The following is a 24,135-nucleotide window of genomic DNA, read 5'->3' on the forward strand; positions in this document are numbered from 1 at the left end:
CAGCACCGACGCCGGCACCAGCACCAGCACCAGCACCAGCACCAGCACCGGCACCGGCACCGGCACCGGCACCAGGACCGCCCTGGTCGTCGTCGCACACCACCGCACCGACTCCCTCACCGCGCACACGGCCCGCCGCGCCGCCGCCCGGCTCGAAGCCGCCGGTTACCGCATCGACGTCCTCGACCTGCACGCCGAGGGCTTCGACCCCCGGATGAACGTGTCCGACCAGCCCGACTGGGGCGACCGGGAGAAGGCGTACTCGGACGAGACGCACGCCCACATGCGGCGCATCCTCGCCGCCGACGTCGTCGTCGCCGTCTTCCCGGTGTACTGGCAGCACCTGCCCGCGATCCTCAAGGGCTGGATCGACCGCGTCTGGAACTACGGCTTCGCCTACGGCCGCAGCAAGCCCCGCCTCGCCGGCAAGCGCATGCTGTGGCTGGGCCTGGCCGGTGCCACCGCCGCCGATCCCGTAGTGGAGGGCATGCGGACCCTCCTCGAAACCAACCTGAGCGAGGGCATCGCCTACTACTGCGGCTTCTCCCACTCGACCGTCGGCCTGCTCACCGACGCCGAGGAGCGCCCGCAGCGCTTCGACGAGGACGGCACCCTCCTGATCGGCGACGCGGTCGCGGGCCCCGAGCGGGACTCCCAGTACGCCGATCTCGACCGGCGCGCCGGTGAGTTCGTGGAACGGTTCCTCGCCGCGGAACTCGTCACGGCCTGAGCGCCCCGTCCGACGGGTGACGCGGCCGCTGTCCGCATGCCGGTCCCGGCCTGCGCCCGGCGCCCGGACCTCGCCATGATGGGCCCATGATGCACAGCGACGACCAGCACACCACCACCGATTCGCCGGCGATTGCCCTGCTCAAGGAGGTGGGGGCGGAGACGACCAAGCACTCCGGCGGCACGCTCCTGACCCACCTGCTGCGCGTCGAGGCGCTGCTCGCGGCGTGGGGTGCGCGGCCCGTGCTGCGGACCGCGGCACTGTGCCACGCCTTCTACGGCACCGACGGGCTGCCGCTCGTACTCCTGGAGCTGTCCGAGCGCGACCGCCTGGCCGGGGCGATCGGTACGGAGGCCGAGGAGCTCGTGTACTTCTACGCCAGCTGCGACCGCAAGGCCTCCTACCCCGGCCTCGCGGCGGCGGACGAGGCGGAGGCGACCTTCCGGGACCGGTTCACCGGTGAGGTGTTCACCCCGTCCCCGCAGCAGCGCCGCGACTTCGCCGAGCTGACGGTGGCCAACGAGCTGGACCTCGCCAAGGTCAACGAGTCCTTCCGCGAGCGCAACGGCGCGGCCCTGCTCGAACTGTTCACGCGCTGGTCCCCCCTCCTGTCGGAGGCGACCCGACGCGAGGTGACCACGGTCCTCGGCTGACCACGAGCGTTGTCACCGGCCGCCAAGTGGCTTGGGAATCCGCAGCGGGGATCCTCGCGGTGGACAGCGGCGTCAGGCTTGGCGGGCAGAGGCGGTGAGCCGGTCCGCGAGCGCGATGACGAGGTCTCGGAGTGCGTCCGGTCGCTCGATGACGAACGGCCGGTCGAGCGAGGCGAGTACGGGCGGCAGCCAGTCGAGCCGCTCTGCTCTCAATTCGACGTGGAGCCAGCGCTCGGTGTGCGGATCTCTTCCTTCCGCGGGCGCGGGCTCCTCCACGCTCGCGACACTGGCGGGCAGCACGGTGCGGATCTGCTCGACCGTCCCATGGATCCGCACGGTCACTTCGTGCCGGTACGCGGCCTTGGCAAGCCCTGACAGGACGCGCTGTGCCGGATCGAGTCCAGCGGGCGGCTCGAACGAACCCGGCAGCGTCCTCGCGTCCGCGATGCGATCGAGCCGGAAAGTCCGGTCCTGGCCGATCTCGGGATCAGTGCCCGTGACGTACCACCGGCCCGTATGGGTGACGATCCCGTACGGGTGCAGCGTGCGTTCGCTTCGTCGGCCGTCCCGGGTGGTGTACCTGATCGAGACCGGGCGGTGATGCCGTACCGCGTCGGCGATGGCGAGCAGCACCGCTGTCTCCGGGGTGGCCGACTCGCCGGGCGGAGCCGTGAAGGCGAGGGATTCCATGACGGCGTCGAGCCGACGGGCCAGACGCTCGGGCAGTGCCCGGCGGATCTTGGCCGCTGCCGTCTCGCCCGCGGTCTCGGTCGCTGTCAGCAACCCCGTCCTGCGGCCGGCGACGAGGCCGAGCAGCACGGCGAGCGCCTCGTCGTCGTTGAGCATGAGCGGAGGCAGACGGTACCCGGCGGCGAGCCGGTACCCCCCGTAGCGGCCACGGACCGACTCGACGGGGATGTCGAGGTCGACCAGGTGGTCCACGTACCGCCGCACGGTGCGTCCGTCGACGCCGAGCCGGTCGGCGAGTTCGGCCACCGTTCTGATGCCGCCCGACTGCAGGAGTTCCAGGAGGGTGAGCACGCGGCTGGTGGGTCGAGCCATGTCCACCAGCCTAGCGTTGATACCGGACCGATTCTGTCCACTATTTGCCTTAGCGTCCGAGGTGCAACGGCTCCACCAACCTGAGGAGAGCACCATGGACTTCGTTTCGATCCGGATCATCACCGGCGATGTCGCGCGCCTCGTCGACTTCTACGAGCGGGCCACCGGAGTGCGGGCGGACTGGTCCACCGGGGACTTCGCCGAACTGAGGACCGCCGGCGCGACCCTCGCGATCGGCAGCACCCGCACCGTGGCACTGTTCGCGCCCGGCTCCGCCCGTCCGGCCGACAACAACACCGTGATCATCGAATTCCTCGTCGCCGACGTGGACGGCGTACACCGGAACCTGGCCGATTCCGTCGCCGACTTCGTGACCGAGCCCACCACGATGCCTTGGGGCAACCGGTCGCTCCTGCTCCGTGACCCCGACGGCAACCTCGTCAACTTCTTCACCCCTGTCACACCTGCCGCCGTCGAGAAGTCCCGGCGTATGCCCGCCGCCGATCAAGTCGCCTCCGGAGCAGTCGAGAACCGGCATCGCGCCGCGATGGCGTGAGAACCCGACCGCAGCCGCCCGCGCACGGAAAGCGGTCCGCGCCGGACGGCGTCTCGCGGTGGGCGGCCCGTCAGCCGGTGCTCTTCGTGCCGTCGAAGGAGTACGGCAGGTTCGACTCGGCCGCGACGGACACCTCGCCCGTGGCGCCCGCCGAGACCTTCAGGAAGGTCAGGGCCATGATCCGCTGGGTGTACGAGGCCCACGGGATGCCCGTCGTGCCGGCCCAGCCGCTGCTGCTGAAGGTCGTCGAGCGTCCCGGGCCCAGCTCCGTGTACACCTTGCTGACCGCGGTGCAGGCCACCAGCGCCCCGCCGTCCGCCGTGCGCCAGACCGGGCCGTGCGGGCTGCGGTTGACGTCGACGCCGAAGTCGACCTCGGCGCCCTTCCCGAGGGACTTGCGCATGCTCTCCAGCCCCTCGGCGGAGGCTGCCTTCCGCTTGGCGACGTCCTGGCTCCACTTCACGCCACCCGCACCGGCGTCGGAGTTCATGTAGTCGCCGTACTGCCCGCAGACCTTCGCCGGGTCGGCCCCGAGCCCCGCCGTGTCCCCGCCGGTGACGGCCCGGCCGTCGGGCCCGACGGCCACCTCGGGCAGCCCCGTCGGCTCGGGAGCGCGGGCGACGAAGGCCGCGAGCCAGGGTGCACCCGGCCGCTGCTGGTGGAACAGCGACCAGCGCAGCACGGCCTCCTTGCCGTCGTCGCCGACGGTGTAGCCCTGGACCTCGTGCGCACCGAGGACCCACCGGTCGCTGCCGTCGTCCTTGCCGGAGCTCCACGTGTGCACCGCCGGGTCCGTCCGCGGGGAGTCGGCGGGCCTCGGCTCCCGGTCGGTGCCGTACTTCCCGCTGGTCTCCACGACGGCGAGCTGCTGCTCCAGCAGCGGGCCCTCGGTGACGCCCTTCCAGTACCCGGCGTCGAAGTTGTCGGCCTCGACCTTGAGCGTGAGGTCCGTGACGACGCGCCGCGCCTCCTCCGCCGTGAGCGGGGGCGCCTTGACCGGGGCCGACGGGCTGCTGCCCGTCACGGGGCCGGCAGCGCTCTTCGCCGGGCCGGCGGCGCCCGCCCCGGCGCCCTGCCCGCCACAGCCGGCCGTGGCGGCGAGGGCGAACACGACGGCCAGGGCCGCGGGTATGGGGCTGCGTACGGGGCGTCTCATCAGGATCCTTCTAGGGAGCGGTGCAAAGGGCTGATGATGCACGATCCCTCCGACACCCCCCACACCGGCTGCCCGATGAAGGCCCTTCCCGGCGCCGGACCGGGCGGAGTCGGGGTTCTGCCGGGGTGACTTGACAGGATTGGGCGGGTCGTCCCCGTTGGTTCCCTGTGGTCTCCCTGCGGGCTTCCTTAAGGGAGTCTGAGGTGGCCGTCCCGGGCGTCTTTTCGGATGATCACCGGCCTAAGCTCGGCGGAGTCCCCTCTTCCCCTTCTCCTGTGAGGTGTTACCCGCATGAGCCGCAACCGAACTCCCGAAACGTCGCCCCGCACCGAGGCGCGCCGGCGGAAGGCGGTGCGCACCCGGATCGTGCTCGGGGTCACCGCGGCGGCCGCGGCGGTTGCGGTGGGGGTGGCGGTGGCCGATTCCGGCGGTGACGGCGGTAAGGACCGGCGGGCCGACACGGCCGGCGCGAAGGCCGGCTCCGGGGCCTCGGGCCCGGCCGACGGCGTCGCCGCCTCGGCCACCGCCGGTACGCCCGCGCCCACCACCACCGCGTCGGCCTCGGCCACGGCGAGCGCGAGCCCGTCCGGGGCGCCCGGCGCCGCCAACTCGGGCTCCCCGGCTCCCGCGAAGCCGGCCGCGGGCGACGCGGAGGGCGGCTCCGATCCGGCTCCGGCCCAGGCGGGCAAGCCCGCGGGCAAGCCCGCCGGGTCCACGGGCGGCGGTTCGGGCTCCGGCTCCGGTTCGGGCTCCGGCTCGGGCTCCGGTTCCGGTTCGGGTGGCTCCGGCGGCTCGCGCGGCACCGGCGGCTCCGGTGGCGGGACGGCCGACACAGACGCCGAGTCCGCGGTCCTCTCCCTGGTCAACAAGGAGCGGGCGGCCGCCGGGTGCGGCCCGCTGACCGCGAACGCCAAGCTGAGCAACGCCGCCCGCGCGTACAGCGACACGATGGCCCGCAGCGGCGTCATGTCCCACACCGGCCCCGACGGCTCCACCATGACCAGCCGCGTTGAGGCGGCCGGGTACGCCTGGTCCGGCCTCGGCGAGAACATAGCCCGCGGTCAGGCCGACGCGGCCGCGGTCATGAAGGCGTGGATGAACAGCTCCGGCCACCGTGCGAACATCCTCAACTGCTCCTTCAAGGAGATCGGCATAGGCGTCCACAAGGGCGACGGCGGTCCGTGGTGGACGCAGGACTTCGGCACCCCGAGGTAGTCCCCTCCCCCTCCGTGCAGACCGGCGGCCCCGACGTCCTCCCACCCCTTCCGGGGTGCGGAGGACGTCGGCGTTCCCGGAACGGGGGAGGCGGTGACGGGGCCGTCCGGGCGTCGGCCAGTATGGGGCGGTGCCCCGGATTCCGCGTTACCTGTTCATATGGCTGTCGTGCACGGCCGCCAGCGTGACCGCCGTGCTCGTCACGGTCCAGTTCGTGGTCGGCACGACCCGCCACACGCCCCCGGTCGCGCGCTCCGCCCCGGTGGTCATCGATACGCCCCCGGCCTGGACGGCGCCGAGCTCCGCGCCGTCCTCGCCCTCCCCGAGCCCGTCCGCCGAAGCCTCCCCGAGCGCCTCCCAGAAGCCGTCCCCCGCGGCCCCGAGCCCCGTCAAGGCCACATCGGCGGCCCCGCGCGGCGAAGGCACGGCGAACCCCGTCGACTGCGGGCAGGGCGGCGCGGGCCTGCACACCATCCCCGCACAGGGCGGCAAGGTCACCGTGCGGTACGGCAGCCGGGGCGTCTGCCTCATCTCCGCGATCCCCGGCCGCGGTTTCAAGGCCACCACCTCGCAGACGGCGGACGACACCCTCACGGTCACGTTCGCCGGCGCGGACCACCAGTCGGTCGTCACGGCCACCATCACCCCCTCGGCGAAGGCCAGCGTCCGCGAGTCCTCCTTCTGACCGGCCGACGGATACGTCCGCTCCGTCCGGGTTCCGGCGAAGCGGAACGTGAGCCCTTCCTTAGGGCAATCTGAAGATCGGCCCGAGGCGGTCACGGCGGAGCCCGGCGGACCTATGCTCGCGTCAGCCGAGCGGCCCTCGGCGCCGGGACGTCCGCACCGCCGGACGTGCCGTACCTGCCGGACGTGCCGACGTGACGCCCGGCGCGGCGTCGGGCCGACGGTCTTCCGCGTACGTGCCGGGAGGCGTTCTCCTCGCCCTTCCCGCGATCCGACCGTGCCCTGGGGTGTATTCGCCATGAGTTCTCGCATGCCTCGACCCGTCCGATCCGCCGCGCCCCTGGGGACGCGCCTCCCGCTCATCGCCGCGGCCGTGGTCGCGGCGGGGCTGACCGCCGCCTGCGGGCCGGCGTCGTCCCAGCCCGCCGGATCCACCGAGCCCGCGTCGGCCGGGCGGACCGCGCAGGCCGTCCCCTCGGAGACGGCGTCCGCGAGCGCCTCCGCCGAGGCGTCCCCGACCGCGTCGGCCTCCCCGTCCGCGTCCGCGTCCGCGAGCGCCGGCACCCGGCCCGCGTCCTCGCCGACCCCCTCGCGCGCCACGAGCGGCTCCACCGCCGGCCGGGGCCCCGCCGCCTCCGACGCCCCCGCCCCCGCGCCGGCGCGCGTACCCGGTCCCGGCTACGACGGTTCGGCCGACGCCCAGAAGCAGATCGAGGCGGCGCTGAGCGCGGCCAAGGCCGACGGGCGGACGGTGCTGCTGGACTTCGGCGCCAACTGGTGCGGCAACTGCAAGGCCGCCGACAAGGTGTTCGCCCAGTCGGCCACCGCGGCGATCCTGGGGGCCGACTACCACCTCGTCAAGATCGACATCGGTGGCAGCAGTTCGGCCAACTCGGCGCTGCTGCGCAAGTACAGCCCCTCAGGCGGGACCTACACGATGCCCGTGCTCGTCGCGGTCTCCTCCTCCGGCAAGGTGCTCACCGACACGCACGTCACCGGCAACCCCTCGCTGACCTCGGACGGCATCAACTCCTTCCTGCGCAAGTGGGCGTCGTGAGACGGTCGCGGCCGCGGTCCGCCGCCGTACCGGCCGCGGCCGGTCTCGCGGTGGCCGCCGCGCTCGTGCTCGCCGGGTTCGCCACGGACGGCAACGGCGACGCCGGCTACGACGACGGCGGCCCCGCGGACGCGGTCGGCACGGCGGCCGGCATGTCGGCAGGCACGGCGACCGGCGCGGTGGCGGGCGCGAACCTCGTCGGCCCCGGAGCCCGCCCGGACGCGCCCGCCCTGGCCGGCGCCGATCTGGACGGGAACCCGGTCAGCCTCGCCGGGCTGCGGGGGCAGGTCGTCGTGGTCAACGTCTGGGGTTCCTGGTGCGGGCCCTGCCGGGCGGAGGCCGACGACCTGGAGCGCCTGAACCGGCAGACCCGGGGCCAGGGGGTCGGCTTCCTCGGGATCAACACCCGGGACCGGGACCGGGCGGCCGCGAAGTCGTTCGTCCGCGCGCACGGCCTCGGCTTCCCCAGCCTGCACGACCCGGAGGGCGACATGCTGCTCCGCTTCCCGCCCGCGCTGCTCAACCCGCAGGCGATCCCGTCGACCCTCGTGATCGACCGGCAGGGCCGCATCGCCGCCGGGATCGGGGGAGCCGTCACCACCGAGGAACTGCGGCCCCTGCTCGCACGCGTGCTGGCGGAGCCGGAACCGGAGCACGACCGGGAGCCGGAGCCGGAGCAGGAGCAGGAGGAGCCGCGAGACCGGGTGCCGGCGCCGTGACGACGGACGGCCCCTGGACGCCCGCCGCCGCCGACACCGCGTCACTCCTGAACGGAACGCTCGTCATCGCCGCCCCCGTGGCCTTCGTCGCGGGCCTGGTCTCGTTCCTGTCGCCGTGCGTACTGCCGCTCGTACCCGGCTACCTCAGCTACGTCACCAGCCTGTCGGTCGCCGACCTGGCCGACGCCCGCGGCGGGCGGCGCGGCCGGATGGCGGGCGGGGCGCTGCTGTTCGTCCTCGGTTTCACGGCGGTCCTCGTCTCCGGCGGCGCCCTGTTCGGCTACTTCGGCCGTACCCTCCTGGCCCACCAGGAGGCGGTCACCCAGGTGCTCGGGGTGTTCACCGTGCTCATGGGACTGTCCTTCACGGGCCTCCTGCCGGGCTTCACCCAGCGGGAGTTCCGCAGCCACCGGCGCCCGGTACTGGGGCTCGCCGGGGCACCCCTGCTGGGGGCGGTGTTCGCCGTCGGCTGGACCCCGTGCATCGGCCCGACGCTGGCGGCCGTCCAGGCGCTGGCCTGGGCCGAGGCGAGCGCGGGGCGCGGCGCCCTGCTGATGGCCGCCTACTGCCTCGGCCTGGGGCTGCCGTTCGTCCTGGCCGCGCTGGCCTTCCGCCGGGCACTGGGCGCGTTCGGCCTGGTCAAACGGCACTACACGTGGGTGCTGCGGGCCGGCGGCGGGCTGCTCGTCCTCGTCGGCCTGGCGCTGGCGACCGGGGTGTGGAACGACCTCGTGTACCGACTGCAGCTGTGGAGCGCCGACTTCGCCACGGCCCTGTAGCGCCCACCCGCTCCTGCACGCACACACCCACGAGAGGAAGGAAGGGAAACCCATGACCGGTCCCACACACGTACGGACGCTCCGCACGGCGGCCGTCCTGGCCTCCGCGGCCGCCATGGCCGCGCTCGCCGCCTGCGGGCAGCAGCCCGCGGAGAAGGCCGGCCCCGCTCCCACGACACGGTTCACCGAGAACGGAGTCACCGTCACCCTCTCGGTCTCCGACTGGCGGTCGTCCAAGGGCACGCTGACCGCCGTCTTCACGCCCGAGAAGCCGGGCTTCCACCTCTACAGCACCGACCTCCCGGCCACCGGCGTCGAGGGCGTGGGCCGCCCGACCGCCGTGGCCGTGGCCGGATCCCTGAAGCCCGAGGGCGAACTCGCCACCACCGCCGAGGCGCGCCCCATCAGCCTCCCCGGGGTCGACGCCCCCGTCCCGGTCTACCCGGACGGCCCGGTCACCACCACGCTGCCCGTCCGCGCCGACGGCACCGGAGGGGCGACGGTCCTGCTCGGCTACGCCAGCTGCAGCACCCGCGAAGGCTGCACCATCCCCGTCGCGGACCGTCCCGTACGCCTGCGCGTCACCGGCGACGGACCGGTGTTCGACGCCCCCTAGAGTGACCCCATGCCGAGCGTCCTGGTCGTGGAAGACGACCCCAGCATCCGCCAGTCCCTGATCGAGGTCCTGGCGGAGTACGGGTATGCCGTGCGCAGCGTGGGCGACGGTTTCGGCGCGCTGCGGGAGGTCACCCAGACGCCCGTCGACGCGGTGGTCCTCGACCTGGGACTGCCCGATCTGGACGGCGGGGACGCGCTCCGGATGATCCGGGGCATATCGTCCGTGCCCGTACTGGTGGCCACCGCCCGCGACGACGAGGCGGAGATCATCAAACTGCTCAACGCGGGCGCCGACGACTACCTGGTCAAGCCGTTCTCCGGCGGGCAGCTCATCGCGCGCCTCCAGGCCGTCCTGCGGCGCACCAGCCACGCCCCGTCCACCGCCGCGACCGCGACCGGCGTCGCCGCCGGAGCCCCGGCGGCGGCCGAGCCGCTGCGCCCCACGACCGTGGGCGAGCTGGCGGTGGACCCGGGGGCGCGCACCGCGCACCTGGCGGGCCGGGAGCTGAGGCTGACGCGCCGGGAGTTCGACCTGCTGGCGTTCCTGGCGCACCACACGGGCCAGGTCGTCTCCAAACGCCGGCTGCTGACCGAGGTGTGGCGGGAGCCGTACGTGGACGACCAGACCGTCGACGTGCACCTCTCCTCCCTGCGCCGCAAGCTCGGCGAGCGCGCGGCGGCGCCGCGCTACCTGCTGACGGTGCGCGGCGTCGGCATCAAGCTGGTGGCCCCGCGGTGAGGCGCTCGCTGGCCGGAGTGGCGCTCGCGGTGACCTCCATGATCGCCCTCTCCTTCCTCATACCCCTGGCCGCCCTGGTGATGTCGCTGGTCAAGGAGCAGGGCGTGACCGCGGCCGAGCAGCAGGCGGCCGCGCTGGCACCGGTGCTCACGCTCACCACGGACCCGGCCGCCCTGCGGGAGTCGGCGGCGAGCCTGGACGCGGCGGAGCGCCTGGTCGTCCACCTCCCCTACGACGGCGCGCTCGGCCCGTCCCGGGCGCCCGCGGCCCTGCTCGAACGGGCGCAGCGGGGCCGGGAATCCATCTCGCAGGAGATTCCGGACGGCTGGATCTGCCTGCAGCCGGTGGTACTCGCCGACGACCAGGTCGCGGTGATCGAGAACTTCGTCCCCGAGGCGGAACTGACCCGCGGGGTCACGGAGTCGTGGGTGGTCATGGCCTTCCTCGCCGTGGGGCTGATCGCCGGCTCGGTGCTGGTGGCCGACCGCCTCGGCGCGAAGGTCGTACGGTCGTCCAGGCGGCTGGCGCAGGCCTCGCACGCCCTGGGCCAGGGGGACCTGGAAACCCGGGTGGAGCCGATGGGGCCCAGGGAACTGCGGGACGCGGGCGTCGCCTTCAACGCGATGGCCCACCGGATGACGGAACTGCTCGCCGTCGAGCGCGAGCTGGTCGCCGACCTGTCCCACCGGCTGCGCACCCCGCTGACCGCCCTGCACCTGGCGTCCGAACGCATGGCCGGTACGCCGGAGTCGGCCAGGGTCGAGGTGGCCGTGGCCCAGCTGGAGGAGGAGCTGCGGGCCATCATCGCGGCGGCGCGCACCCCGCTCGCCGTGGGCCCGATGGGCCAGGGCATGCTCGGCACGGAAGCCGCCCCGGGCCACCCGGCAGGCGCCCCGCGCGGTGAGGTCGCCGAGGTCGTGAGCCGCCGTACGGCCTTCTGGTCGGTGCTGGCGGAGCAGCAGGACCGCTGCTGCGCCCTGGACCTCACCCAGGAGCCCACGGCCGTCGCCCTCTCCGACGACGACATCGCCGCCGTGGCGGACGCGCTCATCGGCAACGTCTTCCGGCACACGGCCCCCGGTACCCCGCTCGGCGTCCGGGTCGTGCGCACGGCCCAGGCCGTGGAACTGGTCGTGGAGGACGGCGGACCGGGCATCCCCGAGCCGGACCTGGCGCTCTCGCGCGGCAGCAGCACCGGTTCCACGGGGCTGGGGCTGGACATCGCGCACCGGGCGGCGGGCGCCACGGGCGGCTCGGTGCGCATCGACACCGGCCCGCTGGGCGGGGCGCGGATCACCGTGGTGTTCGCGCTGGCCGCGCCGCCCCCGTCCGGCCGCAGGCCGCGCATCTCGCGCCGCCGCCCGCTGCGCCCGCGCCGCCGCTGACCTCCCTGTCTCCCGCCCCGCGGGCGCCGTTCAGTCCCGGCCGCCGCCCCGGGCGTCCAGCGCGGTGATCACCGCGCCGCTGCGCAGGGTCGCCGTCAGGGTGGCCGGGGGCGCGGGGGCCGGCGGTGCCGGGGCGGCGAAGGCGCGGCCGGGCGTACGGGTGCGCGGGGAACCGGCGGCGTTGATCTCCGCGACCTCCCGGCTGCCCGCCGCCAGTTGGTAGTCACGGCCCGACGGGGCCCGCCAGACCGTCGCCGCGAGGACGTGCTGCCCGAACCGTCCGCACGCGGCCGTGGCGTCGGCCCGGGTCACGGCCAGCGAGGCCCCCGCGGGCGGCCGGAGCCGGAGCTGGACGTCCCCCCGCCCGGTCCAGTGGGTGGCGCGGGTGCAGGACCAGACGGCCCGCCCGGCGCCCTCGGGGAGCTCCGTGACGGCGAAGTCCCAGAGGTTCACGGCCCGGACCCCCCGCCCGTCCACCGCGTCCAGGGCGCAGGCCTCCTGGGCCCAGCGGGCCAGCGCGGCGGGCCCGGTGGCCTCGCGGGGCTGGCGGGCCGGCGGCGCGTCGCCCTCCGGGGGAGGGGTGTAGGTGAGGTGGACGGGGAGGAGCCCGCCGCGGTCGGCGAGGAGGAACGCGTGCTTCTCCACGATGCGGGGCGAGGACGCGACCTCCAGCACCGGATGCGGCCCGCAGCCGCCGCCGGCCCCGCCTGCCGGTTCCGCGCCCGCGAAGTCGGTGGTGACGGTGCCGTCGCGGCCGATCGGCAGGGGCCGGACGGGGCCGGCGGGGGCGGTGAGTTCCCGGACCCCGGCGGTGGCGATCCACGGGGCGAGGAGCCGGCGGGCCGTGCTCCCGTCCCGGGTCAGGGTGATCGCGGCCGCCGTGGTGACGTTGGCGTCGTCGCTCCGGGCGACGTCCAGGCTCCGGCGGCCGCCGCGCTCGGTGTAACGGACGACCCGGTCGGCGTCGAGGAAGACCACCACCGCCGTCCCCGGCCGGGGTTCCCCCGCGAACAGCAGCTGCGGCGGGTGTCCCGGCGGCTCCGCCGAGGCCGCGGGCGCGACGGTGACGGCCGTGCCGGTGGGCGGCGCCGCCCAGGTGCCCAGGGCCCTCGCCAGGAGGGCCCGGTCACCGGTGCGCGGCCCGCGGGCCGGCCAGGCGGTGAAGTCCACCCGGCCGGTGTCGGACCAGGCCTGCGCGGGCACCCGGACCAGGCGCCCGGGATCGAGGGCGGCGCGGGCGGCGGATGCTCCGGCGTAGCCGACGCGCAGCCCGGGTTCCGGCCCGGTGACGCCGGCCCGGGTCAGCCCGGCGGCCAGCAGCAGGACGGCGGCGACGCCCCAGGCCGCGCGGACGCGGGTGCGGCGCAGCAGCAGGTCGGTGGGACGGGTGTGGACGTCCGCCGGATGCATGATCGTTTCTCTGCCGGGCGGGGCCCAGGCCGTTCCCTCTCCCGCATCCGCTTCCCCCTCTCCGCGATCGGCCCCGGGCCCCGCCCCCGGCCCGGTCGCGGCCGCGAGGGCGGTCCGTACCGCGCCCGCCGGATCCTCGGCCCCGGCCCGCGCGAGCACCTCAGCCGCCGCGTCCTCGTCCAGCCCGTCGAACCGGCACAGCACGTGCGCCGCGCGGGCGTACGGGGGCAGCCCCGCCAGTGCGCGGGCCGCCTCGTCGAGCCCCTCGGCGCTGGGCCACATCCGCAGCCCCCACACCCACGGCGGGAACGGCCCGCGCAGCCGCCCGGCCGCGTACCGCACCACCTCGGCCCGTACGGCGGCCAGCGGATCCCCGCCCTGCCGCGCCCGGCGCCCCGCGGCCCGCAGCGAGTGCTGCACGCCCCGGTGGGCGCGCAGCAGCCGCGCGTGCCGGTCGAGGTCCGGCGGCAGTACCAGATAGGCCAGGCGCAGCAGTTGGGGATAGCGCTCGATGATGACCGCCTCGGCCTGGCGCAGCCCGGCCCCGGCGCCTTGACGTCGTCTCACACTGCGGACAACGAAGGAATCATCATTTGGTCACACGCCGGTCACCGCCGTTCCACGTCACCGCCACGTCATCGCCGTGGCACCGCCGCGCGACCGCCGCGTCAGCGGCGTACGGCGGCCGCGGCGTGTTCGAGGACCGCGCGGACCTCGGCGGTGATCGCGCTCTCGTTCTGCTCGAACTCGGGGCCGGTCAGCACCTGGGGGTCGGCGGGCAGGCCGCCGAGCACCGGGGTGTGGAGGTGCCCGCCGGGCAGGTCCGGGGCGAGTTCCGAGCGCAGCCGGTTGGAGCGGTAGGCCACCTCGTTGGAGAGGTAGCCGCCACCGCCGCCGGCCACGGCGCGCGAGCCGGGGGTCGGCCCGTCGGTCCGGTCGACGGGGGTGGTGCCGCCCGCCGGTATCTCGGTCACGTCGGAGTTGAGGAGGACCGGGTAGGGGGCCTGGACCGCGGCGGTCACGGCGTCGGCGGGCAGCGTGGTGCGGATGAACTCCGGGCCCGGGCCCAGGCCGGGAGCGGTCACCGGGTGCTCGCGGGTGCCGCCGGAGAGGGCGCGCGCGTTGTCGGGGTACGGGTCGGCGGACCGGGCCCGCCCCGCCCAGTCCTCCAGGGTGAAGATGCCGGGGTAGCCCTGGCTGACGGTGGTGATGATGTCGGCCCGGGCGGGTCCGGCGCCCAGGCGGGGGGCGAACGCCCGCTCCACGATCCCGGCGTCGAAGTCGGCGTACCGCACGGGCAGGACCACGGCGCGGATCTCGGCCCGGCTGCCGTCGGCGAGGGTCACGCGCCGCCCGTTGAGCTGGAGCGCCGCCGAACCGGAGGGGTTGGCGCGGCGTATCTCCGCGTCGAGCCCGAAGGGGTCGAAGCCGCTGATGAAGACGCGGCGTACGCCGGGCGCGGTCCGGAAGGCGTTGTCGGCGAGGCCGCGGGAGGCGTCCTCGAACCGGGTGCGGAGCGCGGCCCGGTCGACGGCGAAGGCGGGCTGCCAGCGGGCGAGCGCGGCGGTCATGGAGAGCCGCGCCCAGTACAGCGGGCGGTCGTCGCCGGTGGCGAGGTCGCCGCCGGGCCGCTGCCCCTGGGCGCGCCGTACGGAGGCCTGCCAGAGCGACCGGCCCCAGGAGTCGAGGAGCCGTTCGGCTTCGGCGGGGGTGCGCGTGGTGCACAGGGCGGCGGGGAAGCGCCGTACGAAGTCCCCGAACCCGGCCCGCTCGACCAGGGCGGTGGTGCGGGGGTCCGCGAGGCGCGCCTGCTCGGCGTCGAGCGGTACGGACGCCGGGGGGCGGCAGGCGGGGCCGGCGTCGGCCGCGTGGGCGGGCGAGGAGAGGGTCACGGGGAGGACGGTGACGAGGAGGGCGGCGGCCGTCGCCGCACGACGTAAGAGCATCATGCGATGTGACATTACGCAGCACCTGCCAGCCCCCACCAGGGACATCCGGGCCGTTGTCAGTGCCGGGCGCGATGATGATCCGCATGACCGAAAACAGCCCCCTCCTGTCCCCCGCCGCCTACGTCGAGGCCGTGACCACCGCCCTGGCGGCGTCGGCCGCGTACTACGGCGACGGGACCACCCCGCTCGGCGACGACGAGTACGACGGGCTGCTGCGCGCCATCGCGGCCTACGAGGAGGCCCACCCGGACGAGGCGCTGGCCGAGTCGCCGACCGGCAAGGTGGCGGGCGGGGCCGTCCAGGGCGACGTGCCGCACTCGGTGCCGATGCTCTCCCTCGACAACGTCTTCGACGCCGGCGAACTCACCGAATGGGCAGCAGGGCTGGAGAGACGTCTGGGCCACCCCGTGGCCGGCTGGTGCGTGGAGCCGAAGCTCGACGGCCTCGCGGTGGCCGCCCGCTACCGGGGCGGCCGGCTCGTCCAGGTCCTCACCCGCGGCGACGGCCTGGCCGGCGAGGACATCACCCACGCCGCCGACGCCGTCCACGGCATGCCGCCCGTCCTCACCGAGCCGGTCGACGTCGAACTGCGCGGCGAAGTCCTCCTGACGAGCGCGCAGTTCGAGGAGGCGAACCGGATCCGCCTCGCCCACGAGGCCACGCCCTTCGCCCACCCCCGCAGCGGAGCGGCCGGCACCCTGCGCGCCAAGGACCGGCCCTACCGGATCGAACTGACCTTCTTCGCCTACAGCGCGATCGGGCTCGACGAGGACCTCGGCCACCTCGCGCTGCTGGAGAGGCTCGCCGCGCTCGGCGCGCACACGGCCGCCGACACGGCCGCCGCACCGATGCGCTACGAGACCCTGGAGCAGGTTCAGGAACGCATCGACGTGATCGCGGGCCTGCGCGCGGCCCTGCCGTTCGGGATCGACGGCGTCGTCGTCAAGGCCGACACGGCCGCCGACCAGCGGCGGGCCGGCAGCGGCTCGCGCGCCCCGAGGTGGGCGGTGGCCCGGAAACTGGCGGCCGAACACAAGGTGACGCGCCTGCTGGCGGTGGAGTGGAACGTCGGCCGGACCGGCATCATCGCCCCGCGCGCCGTCCTGGAGCCCGTGGTCATCGACGGGGTCACGGTCACCTACGCCACGCTCCACAACCCGTCCGACATCACCCGGCGCGGGCTCATGATCGGCGACCAGGTGTTCGTGTACCGCGCCGGCGACGTGATCCCCCGGGTCGAGGCACCCCTCGCCGACCAGCGCACCGGCACCGAAACCCCCATCGCCTTCCCCGAGGCGTGCCCCCGCTGCGGCGACGCGATCGACACCACCGAGCAGCGTTGGCGGTGCGTACGCGGCCGCAGCTGCCAGGCCGTCGCCTCGGTGATCTACGCGGCCGGCCGCGACCAGCTCGACATCGAGGGCCTCGGCGGCACGCGCGCGGTCCAGCTGGTGGAGGCCGGCCTGGTCAAGGACATCGCAGACCTCTTCACCCTCACCCGCGAGCAGCTCCTCGGCCTGGAGCGCATGGGCGAGACCAGCGCGGGCAACCTCCTGACCGCGATCGAGACCGCCCGCGGGGCCGCGCTGAACCGCGTGTTCTGCGCCCTCGGCGTCCGCGGCACCGGACGCACGATGTCCCGCCGGATCGCCGCGCACTTCGGCTCGATGGCCGCGATCCGCGCCGCCGACGCGGAGACGCTGGCCGGGGTCGACGGCATCGGCACCGAGAAGGCCCGCGTCATCGAGGCCGAACTCCTCGACCTCGCCCCGCTCCTCGACAAGCTCCAGGCCCAGCAGGTCGGCACCCAGATCACCGAACCGCAGGGGCTCACGCCCAACGCACCCGACGAGGACGAGGACGAGACGGCCGCGGCCGACGGCCCGCTGACCGGGGAGGCCGTGGTGGTCACCGGCTCCATGACCGGCCCCCTGGCGGCGCTGTCCCGCAACGAGGTGAACGAGCTCGTCGAGCGGGCCGGCGGCAAGGCGTCCTCGTCGGTCTCCAAGCGCACCACCCTCCTGGTGGCGGGCGAAAAGGCCGGCTCCAAGCGCACCAAGGCCGAAGAACTGGGCATCCGCATCCTCACCCCCGAGGAATTCGCCTCCCTCGTGGCCGACTTCCTCCCCACCCCCTGACCACCGCCCGACTCCGACGACGGCTTCGACTCGTCCGAGCCTGCGCAGCCGACGGCGTGGACCTCGGAGGCGAGGACGTGCTGGGCATCGCCTGGAACTTCGATTTCGACGACCGCGACGAAATGACGCGCAGACTGCCCCGGCTGGCCGCCCTCTACCTGGAATAGGGGCCGTGGCCGGTGCGGATACGTTCCGCCTCGGGCGCGGGAGGCTGCGCGGGCAGCCGGGGGAGGACGGGCCGGGCCGGGGTTCCCGCCCGGATGTCCTGGATCCCGCGGCGCAGTCCGGCGCCCAGCCGCCGCCCCAGCGGGCGTTCGACGAAGCGGTGCACGGCCCAGGCGAGCAGCAGCATCACGGCTGTGGTGGCGAGGGCGAGGGGCACGGGGGCGACGCGGTCGCGGAAGTGGTGGATGACCGTCAGCCCCACCATCATGTGGATCAGGTAGAGGGGGTAGGTGAGCGCGCCCGCGTGGCGCAGCCAGCGCCACCGGATGCCGTCCAGGACACCGAGCGCGAGGGCGGCCATGACCGCGAAGCCGAACAGGATGACCGCGTGCGCCGGCCAGGCGGGCGTCTGCTCCGTGGCCGACTGGCCGAGGCTGGCGACCATGCGGTTGTGCACGTAGTGCTGCGCGAGGAGGAACTGCACGCCGACCACGGCCCACAGCACGGCGTTCGGCCCGAAGCGGCGCATGAGGTGGAAGGCCATGCCGGCGATGAAGTACGGGGACGAGGACGGCATGGCGAGGAAGGACAGCACCGCGTTGTCGATGGCGGGGGCCACCGCCCCGGCCAGGGTCCAGACCCCGCAGAAGAGCACGCAGTTGCGGTAGGTCAGCCCGCGCATGACGACGAGCGCGAACAGCACGTAGAACTTGAGCTCCACGAACAGGGTCCAGTACGAGTCGTCGATGTCCGGGACGTCGAGCCCGCCCTGGAGCATCGACAGGTTCACCAGGACATCGGTGTACCCCGCGAACGGCCGCACCTCGGGCCACGCGAACAGCACCAGCGAGGTGAAGAGGACGGCCGTCCAGTAGGCGGGGAACAGCCGCGTCACCCGGGACACCGCGAAGTCGCCCACGCTGCGGCCCCAGGCGCTCATGCAGATGACGAACCCGCTCACGAGGAAGAACACCTCGACGCCGAGCCAGCCGTAGACGGCGAACCGGCGGGCGACGGGGAAGACGTCGGTGGTCGACCGGCCCCAAGCGCTGGCCAGGACGGTGTAGTGGTAGAAGAGCACGGCCAGCGCGGCCAGCACCCGTATGCCGTCGAGGACGGCCAAGCGCTGCGGCTCCCCGCCCGCCCTACGCGTTCTCATCCCTCGTCCGCCCCCTCGTCCGTACTGCAATCCGATTACCGGCGCGTAAAGATCAGCGGAACAGTACAGCGTGACCCCGGCCCTCGCCGACCCGACGGCCGGTTGCGAGGATGCGCGGATGGACCTCGACACGTTCCGGGCGCTGCTGACCGACCAGGGCCAGGCGGTACTGGCCGCCGTGCGTGACGCCGAACCGGAGGCTCGGCCCGCCACCCTCGCCGCGCTGCGCTGGGACCATCCGGCCGAGCTGGTGGCGGCCGCGATCGAGCAGGTCCGGCTGCGGCGGGAGGCGGAGGCCAAGTTCGGGGCGGACGCGCAGCGGATGTACTTCACCCGGGACGGCCTGGACCACGCCTCCCACCGGGAGGTGGCGGAGTACAAGCTGGGCCGGGTCCTGGACGGGATGGGCGTGGTGTTCCTCGACGTGTTCCACCTGGGCGTGGGGGCCGAAGCGCTCGTGCTGGGGTGGTCGCACGCCGTCACGGCCGTCGACGGCGATCCGCTGAACGTCGAGGTCACCGCGGCCAACGCCGAGGCCCTGGACGGGCTGTCGAACATGTGGCTCCAGCAGCAGGACCCCGCCGCCTGGCGGCCCTGGGGCGAGGCGGTCTTCGTCGACGTCACGCGGCAGGCCGCGGCGCCGTCGCTGTCGTGGGCCCTGGACACCGTCCGCGGGATGGGGGCCGGGGCCGTCCGGCTCGGTCCGGACGTCCCGTACGGGAGCATGCCGGAGGGCTGCGGGGCCGACGAGGCCGAGTGGATCTCCTGGGAGGGCGAGGTGCAGGAGGCCGTCCTGTGGTGGTGGTACGGGGAGGCGAACCCCGCCGCGCGGGTCCCGCGCCGGGCCACCCTGCTGCCCGGCGGTGCGACCCTGACCGGCCGGGGGCTGCCCGCCCCGGCGGTGCGGCCGCCCGGCCGCTACCTGTACGAGGCGGACGCGGCCGTCGTCGGGGCCGGCCTCGCGGCCGAGGTCGCCGAGGACGTCGGCGGCGGCGTCCTGGACGCGTCCGTCCCCGCCTGCATCACCTCGGACGAGGCGCACGCCACGCCGTTCGCGACGGCCTACGAGATCACCGAGGTCCTGCCGTACGACCCCTCGGCGCCCGGCGCGCCGCTGCACGAGCGCGGGATCGCCGAGCTGACCGTACGCCGGCACGGCTGCCCCGCCGAGGCCGCGCGGCTCGGGCGGGCCTTCGCCCCCGGGGGCGCGGGCGCGGCGACGGTGTTCCTGACCCGGGTGGCCGGGGAGCCGGCCCTGCTGCTCGTACGCCCCGTGCACGGACCACGGGACGCCCCTGCCTGACCGCACCGTCTACCAGGCGAGCGGCTTCCCGTCCCGGAAGAAGCCGCCCGTGGGGCCGGAGTCGGGAAGGGTGGCGGCCCAGACGACGCCGGCCGCGCCTTCTGCGACGGGTGCGCCGCCCGGACCGCCCATGTCGGTCGCGATCCAGCCCGGGCAGACCGCGTTGACGAGGACCCCCTCGGCCCGCAACTCGTCCGCGAGCTTGCGGGTCAGGGCGTTGAGGGCGGCCTTCGAGACCCCGTAGGCGGGCGTGCCGCCCGACATGTCCTCCAGCGATCCGGACTCGCTGGAGACGTTCACCAGCCGGGGGTGGGGCGAGCGGCGCAGCAGCGGCAAGAACGCCTGCGCGGTGCGCCACGCGCCGAAGAGGTTGGTCTCCAGCGTGCGGCGGACCTCGTCGAGGTCGACGGAGACGGCGCGCCGGGAGGTGTCGTAGTTGACGGCGGCGTTGTTGACGAGGACGTCGAGGCGCCCGAACTCCGCCTCGACGCCCCGGACGAGGGCACGGACGTCGTCGTCCTGGGTGACGTCCAGCCGGCGCGGCAGGAGGGTGCCGGGTGCTCCGGGCCCCAGGTCCAGTTCGGCGGCGGCCCGTTCGGCGTCCTCCGGGCGGCGGGCGCACAGCAGGACGGTGTGGCCGAGTCCGGCGAGCTGCCGCGCGGTCTCCAGGCCGATGCCCCGGTTGGCGCCGGTGACCAGTGATACCGGTGGCGGCGTGATCGTGCTCATGACTTCTCCTAGGCGCGGACGGACGGACGGACGGGCGGACGTACGTACGTACGTGGTCCGGTCGGCACGCTATGCCGTGGCCCCGGCGCTCCGGATCGGCCCCGGGTCCCAGCCGGGCTCCGGCCCTGGTCGTAGGCCTCACGGACCACTCGGGCCCCCGGAGGCCGTGGCGCGGATCCGCGCCGGCGGCGGGCGATGCGCAGCGCCGTGACCCCGGTGACCGCGGGACGGCGAACCCGGCAGCCAGCATTGAACGCGTTCAATCGATGTGCCATGATGCGGTTCCCAGCAGAGGAGACCGGTCATGACCAGCTCGCTCCTGCGGCCCCGGGGCCGCATCCGCACGGCCCCCACCGGGACCGGGACTCCCGTCGGCGTCGCGGGCGGTACGGAGCCGACCGGCATCCTCGACTGGCGCGACGGGCGCGTCACCGCCCTCGTCCGGACCCTCGAACTCCCCGCGGACGCGGACCCCGTGGCGTCCCTGCGCCGGGCGCACCGCCGGATAGCCACCTCCGTACGCCCGGTCTACTCCGTCCAGGACGAGCGGCCCGTCTCGCAGGTGCTGCGCCTGGGCCGGGGATCGTGCAGCCAGCGGCTGGCCGTGCTGGAGGCCGTGGCCCGGGCGACGGGGACGGCCACCCGGGTGCGCGGCCTGGTCGTGGACGGGGCCTTCTGGTACCCCCGCTTCCCCCGGCTGCGCCACCTCGTCCCCGACCAGGTGCTCCTCGCCTGGCCGGAGTTCCACATCCACGGGCCGGCGGAGCCGCGGTGGCTGACGGTGTCGGAGCTCTTCGGCGGCCTCGACGAACGCGGTACCGCCGAGGGCGGAGGCTTCACCAACGCCGGCCCCGAGACCCTGTTCGAGGCGATCGCCCGTACGGCCGTCGACTGGGACGGCGCCGCGACGCTCTGCCCGACCGGCGGAGCCCCCTGCGACCTGTCGGCGTACGTCCTGACGGACCTGGGCCACTTCGACTCCCGCGACGACCTCTTCGCCCGCCACGGCCAGACCCTCTGCCGCCTGGCCCGAACGGTGGCGGAGCCCATCCTGGGCCGCCACGCGGCCGGAGCGCAGTAGTACGCCACCCCCGGCGCGCGCACGCAATAGCCTCAGCCCATGATCAACGGCAGCCCCTCCCGAACACTGCCGGACGGCACGGACCGGGCGTCGCTGGACACCGCCTGCGGAACCGGCGAAGCCCTGCCGGCGGCGCTGGCACTCCTCACCGACCCCGACCCGGTCATCAGGGCGTCCGCCCTCCACGACGCGCTGGAGCCGGTCCTACCGGAGTGACGCGGTGGGGGTTGTTGCCGCTCTGGGACTGCTTGGGACGCTCGACGGCCATGGTCGGGCGGCGGGTGCCGAGCGGCCTCGTTGCAGGGCGTGCCGAGTCGGAGCGCGGACCCGCGACGGCCGGCGCTGCGCGGCGGAAGGCCAGGTGGGGGCGTTAGGGGAGAGCCAGCGGAGCGTTAGCGGCCGCGTTCAGCCTGGACCCCATGAGGCTCCCCCGCAAACGCCGCACGGACCGCGCGGACCGCACGGACCACACGTCCGGCACGGACGGCACCGGAAGCCGTGAACGGCACGAAGGCCCGCGGCGCACGCGGCGGCGGCGTCCCGGGCGGCGGGCGAAGGGCCGGGGGAGGGCCTCCCGGAGGGCCCGTCGCCCGCTCGTGGACTTCCCCCGCCGCGGCCGGCGGGGCCTGCGCCGCTGGACGCCCTCCTGGAAGCTGACCTGCGGCCTGTTCCTGTTCCTCACCGCATCGCTCGCCGGCCTCTTCGCCGCCGTCTACATCCAGGTCGAGATCCCGGACCCGCACGACTCCGCGAGCCGGCAGGGCACCGTCTACTACTGGGCGGACGGCAGCCGGATGGTGAGCGTCGGCGACGTGAACCGGCAGGACGTGCCGCTCGCCCAGGTACCCGACTCCGTCGAGCACGCCGTCATCGCGGCGGAGAACGCGGACTTCTACACCGACTCGGGCGTCTCGCTGACGGGCATCGGCCGCGCCGCCGTCAACATCGTCAAGGGCGAGGAGACCCAGGGCGGCTCGACGATCACCCAGCAGTACGTGAAGAACACCTACCTGAGCCAGGACCAGACCGTCCAGCGAAAGATCAAGGAACTCTTCCTCTCCCTGAAGGTCAGCAACCAGCGGCCCAAGAAGGAGATCCTGGAGGGCTACCTCAACACCTCCTGGTTCGGCCGCGGCGCGTACGGCGTCCAGGCGGCCTCGTACGCGTACTACGGCATCCCCGCCAAGGAGCTGAACCCCGGTCAGGGCGCCCTGCTCGCCGCCGTCCTCAAGGGCGCGGAGGACTACGACCCCTCCCTCAGCGCCGGCAACCGCCAACGCGCCGAGGACCGCTGGAGCTGGATCCTGGACCGCCAGGTCGACACGGGTGCGATGAGCGCCGAGGAACGTGCGAAGTACACGAAGTTCCCCGAGCCGAAGCCCCCGGTGAAGCCGACCAGCCAGGCGGGGCAGACCGGCTACCTCGTCGACATCGCCAACAAGTACCTCAAGAGCCGCACCGGGATCACGGCCAGGGACCTGGCCGCCGGCGGCTACAGCGTCCACACCACCTTCGAGAAGGACAAGGTGCTCGCGCTCGCCAAGGCCGTCGAGCAGGTGCGCGCGGACCGGCTGGACCCCAAGAAGCGCGCGGAGGACGAACACGTGCAGGTCGGCGCCGCCTCGATACGCCCCAAGGACGGAGCGGTCGTCGCGGTCTACGGCGGCTCCGACGCGATCGAGCACTTCACCAACAACGCGGACACCTCGGGCGTGCCCGCGGCCTCGGCGTTCAAGCCCTTCGTGTACGCCGCCGCGATGGAGCAGGGCGTCGAGAGCGGGGAACGCCCGGCCGAGGGCGCGTCCGCGGCCCCGCCGACGCCCACCCCGACCGGGCCGGCGCCGACGCCGGCATCCGGGAACCTGTACGCGGCCCTGGTGAACTCCGACCACGCGCCGTTCGTGGAGACCGGCAAGAAGGCCGGACTGGACAAGGTCAAGGAGATCGCGGTCGCGTCGGGGCTGCGCGAGGAGAGCATGGCCAAGCTGGAGCCGACCTTCTCCATCGGCACCTCCACCCCCAGCGCCGTCCGGCTGGCCAGCGCCTACGCCACCTTCGTCAACCAGGGCCGGGCCATCGAGCCGTACTCGGTGACCAAGGCCGCGTGGAACGGCGTCCCGGTGAACGGCCTCGGTGCGCCCAAGCCGCGGCGGGCCATGAGCTCCGAGACGGCCTCGACCGTCGGCGCGGCCCTGCGCCAGGTGGCCTGGAACGCCGTCGGCCCCCCGAACGGCCCCTGGACCTCCGTTCCGTCCTGCGCGGGCAGGACCGGTCCGAACGACCGCATGAACTCGGCCTGGTTCATAGGGGCCACGACGGAGCTGAGCACGTCGGTCGCGATGTTCCGCACGAAGCCCGACGTCCCGCAACTCCTGCCCATGCAGGGCGTGGGCGGCCCCGATTCCGAGCGGGGCAGCGCCTTCCCGCCGCTGATCTGGAAGGCCTACAACGAGGTGGCGGCCCCCGCGCAGCCACGCCCGTCGGACGCTCCCCAGGACCGCCCGTAGCCTCCGCCACCTTTTTTCCTTCCAGGAAAGAAGGTGGTACTTTCCTCATGAGAAAGTACTTGGAAGCTCGATGACCAGGGATGCCCAGCCATGACGACTCCTTACGATGCCCGGACCGCCCTCAGTGCCATTCGCCACCGTCAGGAGCAGACGTTCAACGAGTACATGCGCCACGCCGGCTCCCGGCCCCACCTGACGGTTTCGGCGCTGGGCCTGTTCGCCGTGTGCGCGTCCTTCGACCTGCCGAGCCCGTTGAACACCGTCGCCGTCCTGGTGGGGAACGCCCTGATCCTGGGCGGGCTGTTCGCGCACCGGCGCAGTGCCCCCGTCCGCCGGAAGCC

Annotated in this window: 22 protein-coding genes; 16 read left to right on the forward strand and 6 right to left on the reverse strand. The window is 74.3% G+C overall.

Going from position 1 to position 24,135, the window contains the following annotated elements:
* Positions 1 to 82: 82 nt before the first annotated feature.
* Positions 83 to 730 (forward strand): NAD(P)H oxidoreductase, encoded by a 648-nt coding sequence (locus OG553_RS36770; RefSeq protein ID WP_331728712.1) that lies wholly within the window; start codon positions 83 to 85, stop codon positions 728 to 730.
* 86 nt (positions 731 to 816) lie between these two features.
* Positions 817 to 1,383, forward strand: coding sequence for a DUF6817 domain-containing protein (locus OG553_RS36775; protein WP_331728399.1), 567 nt, complete (start codon positions 817 to 819; stop codon positions 1,381 to 1,383).
* Between the two features lie 72 nt (positions 1,384 to 1,455).
* On the opposite strand, the gene OG553_RS36780 is transcribed toward OG553_RS36775, so the two are convergent.
* Positions 1,456 to 2,445 (reverse strand): YafY family protein, encoded by a 990-nt coding sequence (locus OG553_RS36780; RefSeq protein WP_331728401.1) that lies wholly within the window; start codon positions 2,443 to 2,445, stop codon positions 1,456 to 1,458.
* Positions 2,446 to 2,539: 94 nt separating this feature from the next.
* Here OG553_RS36780 and OG553_RS36785 point away from each other — a divergent pair, with 94 nt between their 5' ends.
* A complete protein-coding gene (locus tag OG553_RS36785) occupies positions 2,540 to 3,001 on the forward strand; it encodes a VOC family protein (protein WP_331728403.1) in 462 nt (153 codons plus the stop codon).
* 70 nt (positions 3,002 to 3,071) lie between these two features.
* On the opposite strand, the gene OG553_RS36790 is transcribed toward OG553_RS36785, so the two are convergent.
* The gene (locus OG553_RS36790) at positions 3,072 to 4,157 is read right to left on the reverse strand and encodes a hypothetical protein (protein WP_331728405.1); all 1,086 of its coding nucleotides are present in this window, start codon (positions 4,155 to 4,157) and stop codon (positions 3,072 to 3,074) included.
* 291 nt (positions 4,158 to 4,448) lie between these two features.
* On the opposite strand from OG553_RS36790, the gene OG553_RS36795 reads away from it, so the two are divergent.
* The 8 genes from OG553_RS36795 (at position 4,449) to OG553_RS36830 (ending at position 11,353) form a co-directional block, all read left to right on the forward strand.
* Entirely contained in the window at positions 4,449 to 5,372 is a 924-nt protein-coding gene (locus OG553_RS36795; protein WP_331728406.1) for a CAP domain-containing protein, read from the forward strand.
* 130 nt (positions 5,373 to 5,502) lie between these two features.
* Positions 5,503 to 6,057 (forward strand): hypothetical protein, encoded by a 555-nt coding sequence (locus tag OG553_RS36800; RefSeq protein ID WP_331728408.1) that lies wholly within the window; start codon positions 5,503 to 5,505, stop codon positions 6,055 to 6,057.
* Between the two features lie 309 nt (positions 6,058 to 6,366).
* The gene (locus OG553_RS36805) at positions 6,367 to 7,113 is read left to right on the forward strand and encodes a thioredoxin family protein (RefSeq protein WP_331728409.1); all 747 of its coding nucleotides are present in this window, start codon (positions 6,367 to 6,369) and stop codon (positions 7,111 to 7,113) included.
* Positions 7,110 to 7,832: a TlpA disulfide reductase family protein gene (locus OG553_RS36810; RefSeq protein WP_331728412.1), complete on the forward strand. Its 723-nt coding sequence runs from the start codon at positions 7,110 to 7,112 to the stop codon at positions 7,830 to 7,832. Before OG553_RS36805 ends, OG553_RS36810 begins: the two co-directional genes overlap by 4 nt.
* Complete coding sequence (locus OG553_RS36815) at positions 7,829 to 8,611, forward strand: cytochrome c biogenesis protein CcdA (protein WP_331728415.1); 783 nt, start codon at positions 7,829 to 7,831, stop codon at positions 8,609 to 8,611. The genes OG553_RS36810 and OG553_RS36815 overlap by 4 nt, the downstream gene beginning before the upstream one ends.
* 52 nt (positions 8,612 to 8,663) lie before the next feature.
* Positions 8,664 to 9,227, forward strand: coding sequence for a hypothetical protein (locus tag OG553_RS36820; RefSeq protein ID WP_331728417.1), 564 nt, complete (start codon positions 8,664 to 8,666; stop codon positions 9,225 to 9,227).
* A 9-nt stretch (positions 9,228 to 9,236) separates the two neighbouring features.
* The gene (locus tag OG553_RS36825; protein ID WP_331728420.1) at positions 9,237 to 9,968 is read left to right on the forward strand and encodes a response regulator transcription factor; all 732 of its coding nucleotides are present in this window, start codon (positions 9,237 to 9,239) and stop codon (positions 9,966 to 9,968) included.
* The gene (locus OG553_RS36830; protein ID WP_331728422.1) at positions 9,965 to 11,353 is read left to right on the forward strand and encodes a HAMP domain-containing sensor histidine kinase; all 1,389 of its coding nucleotides are present in this window, start codon (positions 9,965 to 9,967) and stop codon (positions 11,351 to 11,353) included. Before OG553_RS36825 ends, OG553_RS36830 begins: the two co-directional genes overlap by 4 nt.
* 30 nt (positions 11,354 to 11,383) lie before the next feature.
* Here OG553_RS36830 and OG553_RS36835 read toward each other — a convergent pair whose 3' ends face one another.
* A complete protein-coding gene (locus tag OG553_RS36835) occupies positions 11,384 to 13,330 on the reverse strand; it encodes a hypothetical protein (protein WP_331728424.1) in 1,947 nt (648 codons plus the stop codon).
* A 101-nt stretch (positions 13,331 to 13,431) separates the two neighbouring features.
* Positions 13,432 to 14,712, reverse strand: coding sequence for a pyroglutamyl peptidase (locus OG553_RS36840; protein WP_331728425.1), 1,281 nt, complete (start codon positions 14,710 to 14,712; stop codon positions 13,432 to 13,434).
* An 83-nt stretch (positions 14,713 to 14,795) separates the two neighbouring features.
* Here OG553_RS36840 and ligA point away from each other — a divergent pair, with 83 nt between their 5' ends.
* Positions 14,796 to 16,850: an NAD-dependent DNA ligase LigA gene (gene ligA / locus OG553_RS36845; RefSeq protein ID WP_405983252.1), complete on the forward strand. Its 2,055-nt coding sequence runs from the start codon at positions 14,796 to 14,798 to the stop codon at positions 16,848 to 16,850.
* A 154-nt stretch (positions 16,851 to 17,004) separates the two neighbouring features.
* Here ligA and OG553_RS36850 read toward each other — a convergent pair whose 3' ends face one another.
* Positions 17,005 to 18,174 (reverse strand): acyltransferase, encoded by a 1,170-nt coding sequence (locus OG553_RS36850; protein WP_331728427.1) that lies wholly within the window; start codon positions 18,172 to 18,174, stop codon positions 17,005 to 17,007.
* Between the two features lie 118 nt (positions 18,175 to 18,292).
* Here OG553_RS36850 and OG553_RS36855 point away from each other — a divergent pair, with 118 nt between their 5' ends.
* On the forward strand, positions 18,293 to 19,477 hold the full coding sequence (locus OG553_RS36855) for a THUMP-like domain-containing protein (protein WP_331728430.1): 1,185 nt from the start codon (positions 18,293 to 18,295) through the stop codon (positions 19,475 to 19,477).
* A gap of 9 nt (positions 19,478 to 19,486) precedes the next feature.
* On the opposite strand, the gene OG553_RS36860 is transcribed toward OG553_RS36855, so the two are convergent.
* Positions 19,487 to 20,206 carry an SDR family oxidoreductase gene (locus OG553_RS36860; protein WP_331728432.1) on the reverse strand — a complete coding sequence of 240 codons (720 nt, stop codon included), beginning with the start codon at positions 20,204 to 20,206 and terminating at the stop codon, positions 19,487 to 19,489.
* Positions 20,207 to 20,510: 304 nt separating this feature from the next.
* On the opposite strand from OG553_RS36860, the gene OG553_RS36865 reads away from it, so the two are divergent.
* From OG553_RS36865 to OG553_RS36875, 3 genes are all read left to right on the forward strand, one after another.
* The gene (locus OG553_RS36865) at positions 20,511 to 21,287 is read left to right on the forward strand and encodes a transglutaminase domain-containing protein (RefSeq protein WP_331728435.1); all 777 of its coding nucleotides are present in this window, start codon (positions 20,511 to 20,513) and stop codon (positions 21,285 to 21,287) included.
* Between the two features lie 39 nt (positions 21,288 to 21,326).
* The gene (locus OG553_RS36870; RefSeq protein ID WP_331728437.1) at positions 21,327 to 21,503 is read left to right on the forward strand and encodes a hypothetical protein; all 177 of its coding nucleotides are present in this window, start codon (positions 21,327 to 21,329) and stop codon (positions 21,501 to 21,503) included.
* 203 nt (positions 21,504 to 21,706) lie between these two features.
* Positions 21,707 to 23,794 carry a transglycosylase domain-containing protein gene (locus OG553_RS36875; RefSeq protein ID WP_405983253.1) on the forward strand — a complete coding sequence of 696 codons (2,088 nt, stop codon included), beginning with the start codon at positions 21,707 to 21,709 and terminating at the stop codon, positions 23,792 to 23,794.
* Positions 23,795 to 24,135: the final 341 nt, after the last annotated feature.

Origin of the sequence: Streptomyces sp. NBC_00158 (assembly GCF_045160885.1) — a bacterium.
Lineage (GTDB): Bacteria > Actinomycetota > Actinomycetes > Streptomycetales > Streptomycetaceae > Streptomyces.

Excerpts from the sequence above, each read along its gene's own strand:
- OG553_RS36775 (WP_331728399.1), top strand. The coding sequence starts at position 817 with ATGATGCACAGCGACGACCAGCACACCACCACCGATTCGCCGGCGATT.
- OG553_RS36780 (WP_331728401.1), bottom strand. The coding sequence starts at position 2,445 with ATGGCTCGACCCACCAGCCGCGTGCTCACCCTCCTGGAACTCCTGCAG.
- OG553_RS36785 (WP_331728403.1), top strand. The coding sequence starts at position 2,540 with ATGGACTTCGTTTCGATCCGGATCATCACCGGCGATGTCGCGCGCCTC.
- OG553_RS36790 (WP_331728405.1), bottom strand. The coding sequence starts at position 4,157 with ATGAGACGCCCCGTACGCAGCCCCATACCCGCGGCCCTGGCCGTCGTG.
- OG553_RS36795 (WP_331728406.1), top strand. The coding sequence starts at position 4,449 with ATGAGCCGCAACCGAACTCCCGAAACGTCGCCCCGCACCGAGGCGCGC.
- OG553_RS36805 (WP_331728409.1), top strand. The coding sequence starts at position 6,367 with ATGCCTCGACCCGTCCGATCCGCCGCGCCCCTGGGGACGCGCCTCCCG.
- OG553_RS36820 (WP_331728417.1), top strand. The coding sequence starts at position 8,664 with ATGACCGGTCCCACACACGTACGGACGCTCCGCACGGCGGCCGTCCTG.
- OG553_RS36825 (WP_331728420.1), top strand. The coding sequence starts at position 9,237 with ATGCCGAGCGTCCTGGTCGTGGAAGACGACCCCAGCATCCGCCAGTCC.
- OG553_RS36840 (WP_331728425.1), bottom strand. The coding sequence starts at position 14,712 with ATGATGCTCTTACGTCGTGCGGCGACGGCCGCCGCCCTCCTCGTCACC.
- ligA (WP_405983252.1), top strand. The coding sequence starts at position 14,796 with ATGACCGAAAACAGCCCCCTCCTGTCCCCCGCCGCCTACGTCGAGGCC.
- OG553_RS36850 (WP_331728427.1), bottom strand. The coding sequence starts at position 18,174 with ATGAGAACGCGTAGGGCGGGCGGGGAGCCGCAGCGCTTGGCCGTCCTC.
- OG553_RS36855 (WP_331728430.1), top strand. The coding sequence starts at position 18,293 with ATGGACCTCGACACGTTCCGGGCGCTGCTGACCGACCAGGGCCAGGCG.
- OG553_RS36860 (WP_331728432.1), bottom strand. The coding sequence starts at position 20,206 with ATGAGCACGATCACGCCGCCACCGGTATCACTGGTCACCGGCGCCAAC.
- OG553_RS36865 (WP_331728435.1), top strand. The coding sequence starts at position 20,511 with ATGACCAGCTCGCTCCTGCGGCCCCGGGGCCGCATCCGCACGGCCCCC.
- OG553_RS36870 (WP_331728437.1), top strand. The coding sequence starts at position 21,327 with ATGATCAACGGCAGCCCCTCCCGAACACTGCCGGACGGCACGGACCGG.
- OG553_RS36875 (WP_405983253.1), top strand. The coding sequence starts at position 21,707 with ATGAGGCTCCCCCGCAAACGCCGCACGGACCGCGCGGACCGCACGGAC.